4 protein-coding genes are annotated in these 3,632 nt (G+C 69.4%); 1 reads left to right on the plus strand and 3 read right to left on the minus strand.

Annotation, left to right across the window (positions count from 1 at the left end):
* Positions 1-1,101, minus strand: a 1,101-nt coding sequence (locus tag B7X32_RS19415; protein WP_292723499.1) for an acyltransferase, incomplete at its 3' end; no start/stop codon positions are given.
* Between the two features lie 205 nt (positions 1,102-1,306).
* Between B7X32_RS19415 and B7X32_RS19420 the strand changes: the two genes are divergently transcribed.
* Complete coding sequence (locus tag B7X32_RS19420) at positions 1,307-1,792, plus strand: DNA starvation/stationary phase protection protein (RefSeq protein WP_292723501.1); 486 nt, start codon at positions 1,307-1,309, stop codon at positions 1,790-1,792.
* A gap of 32 nt (positions 1,793-1,824) precedes the next feature.
* Here the strand turns inward: B7X32_RS19420 and B7X32_RS19425 are convergent, their stop codons facing one another.
* Positions 1,825-2,496, minus strand: coding sequence for a response regulator transcription factor (locus tag B7X32_RS19425; protein ID WP_292723504.1), 672 nt, complete (start codon positions 2,494-2,496; stop codon positions 1,825-1,827).
* Between the two features lie 60 nt (positions 2,497-2,556).
* Entirely contained in the window at positions 2,557-3,558 is a 1,002-nt protein-coding gene (locus B7X32_RS19430) for a histidine kinase (RefSeq protein WP_292723506.1), read from the minus strand.
* Positions 3,559-3,632 lie beyond the last annotated feature (74 nt).

A 3,632-nucleotide genomic window follows, 5' to 3' on the forward strand; every position in this document is an offset into this window, starting at 1 on the left:
CCAGGCGAGCAGGAAGCAGATGCCGACGAGCGCGATGCGGTGATAGATCGAGAGGCCCCAGAACGGCAGGGACGGCGCGATGATGATGAGCGGCCAGTGCCACAGATACAGGCTGTAGGAGATGTCACCCGTGAAGCGCATCGGCCGGATCGCGAGTATCCGCGTCGGATACCACCAGCGCTCCGTGTTCGAGGCGGCGATGATCGCCGCCGCCGCGAGCGTGGGGATCGCGGCCATGTACCCCGGGAACGGGGTCTGCCCGTCGAAGCGGTAGATCACGACGAGCAGCACGATGATGCCGCCCCAGCCCAGGACGAAGCTGCCGATCGCATTGCTCACGCGCAGCCGCGGGACGAGCGCGAGCACCGCGCCCACGCCGAACTGCCACATGCGACCGAACGTGACGAAATAGGCGGGTGCGGGGTTCGTGGCGGTGAACCACACGCAGAACACGAACGAGGCCACCGAGACCACGCCGATGGCGATCGCGGCTGCGCGCAGGCGGGATCCGCGGAAGTACTTCACCGCGATCCATGCCGCGAGCAGCATGATGAGCGGCCAGAGCACGTAGAACTGCTCCTCGAGCGAGAGGGACCAGTAGTGCTGCACCATGGTCGGATCGCCCGAGTGCGCGAGGTAGTCGGCCGAGTTCAGTGCGAGGAACCAGTTCTCCACGTAGAACGTGGAGGCGACGATCTCCTGCAGCTCCGCGGGCAACTGCGACAGCGGCGACAGCACGGGGATCGCCGCGACGATCGCGCAGAACAGCAGCACGAGCAGCGAGGCCGGCAGCAGACGACGGGCGCGACGGGCCCAGAACTGGCCGAGGTTCACCTTCCCGGTCGCGTTCAGCTCCCTCGCGAGATGCGCGGTGATCAGGAAGCCGGATATCACGAAGAAGATGTCGACGCCGACATAACCGCCGCTCAGCCGCCCGGGCCAGAAGTGATAGAGCACGACGGCGAGGACGGCGATCGCACGCAGACCCTGCACATGGGGGATGAAGTTCGATCCGACCTTCTGCGCTGCGGATGCGCCCTGCACATCGGAACTGCGGAGTCGGCGCAGGGCCGCACGGGAGGAGGTACCAGCTGTTGCCACCTGACGAAGGTATCCCGGATCGCTGTGTCCTCCCGTCGTCCACGCGGCGCACCGAGAGATCTGCGAGGAAGGCAAGCCTTGCCGAAACACCGCGTGACCTGCGGGTTAGCGTTGCCTCAGCTTGCTTGCGGAACATTCTGTGCTGAGTAGCGTTGAGGTCAAGACATCAGCACGCACGGATCCGAATGATCACCGAGGAGACATCATGAGCAACGCCGAGACCATCACCGCAACCTCCGTCGACCCGACCGTCGCGGCCGGCGCCGCCCAGTTCCTGACCCCCGTCGTGCTGGGCCTGCAGGCCCTCACCCTGAACGGCAAGCAGGCGCACTGGCACGTGCGCGGCGCGAACTTCGTCGGCGTGCACGAGCTGCTCGACGTGATCGTCGACCACGCCGGAGACTTCGCCGACACCGCCGCGGAGCGCATCGTCGCCCTCGGCCTGCCGATCGACGCCCGCGCCACGGTCGTGGCCGAGAAGGCGGGCGCCACCCAGGTGCCCGCCGGGTTCACCCGCTCGGACGACCTCGTCCGCGCCGTGATCGCCGACATCGACGCGATCCTCGTGAACGTCAAGGCCGCCGTCGAGGGCCTGGACGAGATCGACCTCACCAGCCAGGACGTGGCGATCGAGATCCAGCGCGGTCTCGAGAAGGACCGCTGGTTCCTCGTGTCGCACGTCGCCGCCTGACACCCGCCGGCAGCGCAAGGCCCCCGTTCCGCTCAGGGACGGGGGTCTTTCTGCAGATACGCGAGCACGGCCAGCACGCGGCGGTGGTCGGTGCCGGAGTCCTCGAGCCCGAGCTTGGCGAAGATCGCGGAGACGTTCTTCTCGACCGCGCCCACTCCGACACTCATGCCCGCGGCGATCGACACGTTGCTGCGCCCCTCCGCCATGGCCTCGAGCACCTCGCGCTCCCTCGGGGTGAGGCGTCCGAGGGGATCCGGTCCCGTGCGCATCAGCTGCTGCACGACCCTCGGGTCCAGCACGGTCCCGCCCCGACTCACCTGCCGGACCGCCGCGGAGAGCTCCTCGAGCGACGTGACCCTGTCCTTGAGCAGGTATCCGAATCCCCCGTCGCCTGCGCCGAGCAGCTCGCGAGCGTACACGCCTTCGACGTACTGGCTGAGGACGAGGATCCCCACCTCCGGAAGCGCCTCCCGCAGGGCCAGCGCCGCGCGGATGCCCTCGTCCCGGAACGTGGGCGGCATCCGCACGTCGAGCACGGCGACCTCCGCCGCGGCCGCCCTGGTGCGGACGACCACGTCGTCGGCGTCGGCATGCGCGCCGACGGTCTCGAAGCCGGCCTCGGCGAACAGGCGCACGAGACCTTCGCGCAGCAGGATCGAGTCCTCGAAGAGGATCACCCGCAGCGGAGCCTGCTGATCGGTCACGCCCTTCAGACTATGGGGCGGATGATCGAGACTCCTGTCGCTCCCCCGTCCGCCCTCCGCTCAGGCGGAGACGGGCACCGTGACGGTCACGATGGTCGGGCCGCCCTCCGGGCTGTCGATGTGCATCGTGCCTCGGAGTCCCTGCACGCGCTGGGCGAGACCCTCGAGCCCTCCGCCGGGCCGAGCAGCGGCGCCGCCGCGGCCGTCGTCCAGCACGGTCACGCGCACCACCGATCCCTCGCGGACCGCCGTCACGGAGGCGCTGTCGGCGCCCGCGTGCTTGGCGGCGTTGGTCAGCAGCTCGGCGACCACGAAGTACAGGTTCCGTGCGGTCTCCGGGCTCAGCGCCGCGGTGATCCCCGGCGCGACATCGGCGCGTACCGGCAGCGCGCTCGCGGCCGCGAGTCCGGTGATCGCCTCGGCGATCCCGCGATCCTGCAGCAGCGGCGGCGCCACCCCGCCGGCCAGCGCCCTGAGCTCGTCGAGCGCCGCCTGCGCATGTCCGCGGGACTCCTGCGCGAGCGCCGCGACCGCCGCGGCGTCGCCGTCGGCCGCGCGCCGCTCCAGGGCCGCGAGATCCATCTGCAGACGCACGAGGCGCTGCTGCGGGCCGTCGTGCAGATCCCGCTCCAGCCTGCGCAGGCCCGCGTCCTCGGCCTGCACAGCCGCGTCCAGGGAGGCGTCGAGACCCACGACCTGAGCGACGAGGTCGTCGGACTCCCAGCGCCCGGTCAGGGCGGCCGCGACCGTGCCGTACAGCCGCACGAGACCGCGGAGCACGAGCGGCAGCGTGACGAGGAACACGATCCCGACGCCGAGGTAGAGCATCGACGCCCAGCGGTGCGGATCCGGAGACGGATCGATCCCGCCGAAGATGTGCTGCACCGCCCACGGCACCCAGATCCTCTCGGCGGATCCGTTCGCGGTGAACTGCGACCAGAACCAATAGGTCGGACCGCCGAGCGCCATGACGATCCAGACCGTGGCGAAGGCGAACGTGACGATCGCGACGATCGGCCGTACGAGCAGGCTCGACAGCTCACTTTTCCCTCTAAGGCCCAATCCGCTTTAAAAATCATGTTAGGCATCTTGGGCTGAGGGGGGCCCCCCACCAGGCTGGCCTCTCCAATAACCGC

It is taken from the genome of Microbacterium sp. 13-71-7 (assembly GCF_002257455.1).
In the GTDB taxonomy this organism is placed as follows: domain Bacteria; phylum Actinomycetota; class Actinomycetes; order Actinomycetales; family Microbacteriaceae; genus Microbacterium.

Excerpts from the sequence above, each read along its gene's own strand:
- B7X32_RS19420 (WP_292723501.1), top strand. The coding sequence starts at position 1,307 with ATGAGCAACGCCGAGACCATCACCGCAACCTCCGTCGACCCGACCGTC.